General features: G+C 34.3%; 2 protein-coding genes. Both read left to right on the top strand.

From position 1 onward, the window contains the following. Window positions 1-556: type IX secretion system plug protein (locus tag EKL98_RS16605; protein WP_126563205.1), on the top strand; the 556-nt coding region annotated here is incomplete at its 5' end. Window positions 557-635: 79 nt separating this feature from the next. Then, window positions 636-1,022 (top strand): Co2+/Mg2+ efflux protein ApaG, encoded by a 387-nt coding sequence (apaG, locus tag EKL98_RS16600; RefSeq protein WP_126563204.1) that lies wholly within the window; start codon window positions 636-638, stop codon window positions 1,020-1,022. Window positions 1,023-1,179: the final 157 nt, after the last annotated feature.

Here is a 1,179-nt window from a genome sequence, read left to right as displayed (position 1 = left end):
AGGAAATGAATTTTTATATTTTGACAACAGCAATATTAGATCAGCTGGCAATACTATCTCGAGAATAGATTCCAGCAACGGAATTTATAATTCTAATTTGTTTACCAACAATGCGAGAGGAAATTACCCTTATACACTAAATCCAGACGTGAATGGAAATTTTGTAGTTCGTAACATCGGTGCCGCAAAAAACGAAATTGAAGCCGATTATGCTTGGGTTTATTTTAGTGTTTCGGCCCCTACTTTTATGAAGAATAAAGGCATTTATATCACGGGAATGTTCAACAATTATAGCTTATCACCCGAATACAAAATGGATTTCAACAAAGAAAAAAACACCTACGAAAAAGCCATTCTCATCAAACAAGGATTTACCAATTTTCAATATCAAATTGCCGACGACAAAGGAAATATCGATGGAGAAAATGCCATTGACGGCAATTTTTGGCAAACTGAAAACGATTACACCATTTTAGTGTATTACCGCGAAAACAATGACCGTTACCAAAAAGTCATAGGAAAAGCTACAACAAATTCAACTATAATCACCAACTAAAAAACATTTCTCAAAAAAGTACTAGTAACCCTTTTTTTTGTAAATTTGCAATTATTAAACTCATTCGTAATACTTTGCTATGGTTTCTCAAATAACAAGAGGTATAAAAATTTCGGTTTTGACTAGTTTTGAAGGCACTTACTTCAAAAACTACAAGATTCATTTTGCCTTTAGTTATGAAATTACCATCGAAAACCACAGCAAGGATTCGGTACAATTAATTTCGCGTCATTGGGAAATTTTCGATTCCCTGAACAGCAACGAAGTGGTTGACGGAGAGGGATTTGTAGGCAAAAAACCCGTTTTAAAACCAGGCGAATTGCATACTTACAATTCTGGCTGCCTTTTGGCTTCTCCATATGGTGCAATGAAAGGCTATTTCAATATGATCAATTTTACTTCCACAAAAAATTTCAAAGTTATCGTCCCTACATTCAAGTTGTGTGCTCCGTTTGCTATGAATTAAAAGTCGTTTCGAGGAACTAAGCAATCTCAATAATTTTTTTTATAAGCTATTTCCAGCTCTTCATTGCATCTCCTCCTTCAAACATCTTTTTTTCTAATGCAATTGCAGGAGCTTTCTTTGGTCGCTCTACAATTACAAGAAAAAATAGCTTTTCTCA

The sequence above is a fragment of the Flavobacterium bomense genome (assembly GCF_003970355.1).
Note: the sequence above shows the minus strand (reverse complement) of the source record. Positions and strands in the feature narration are given on the sequence as shown.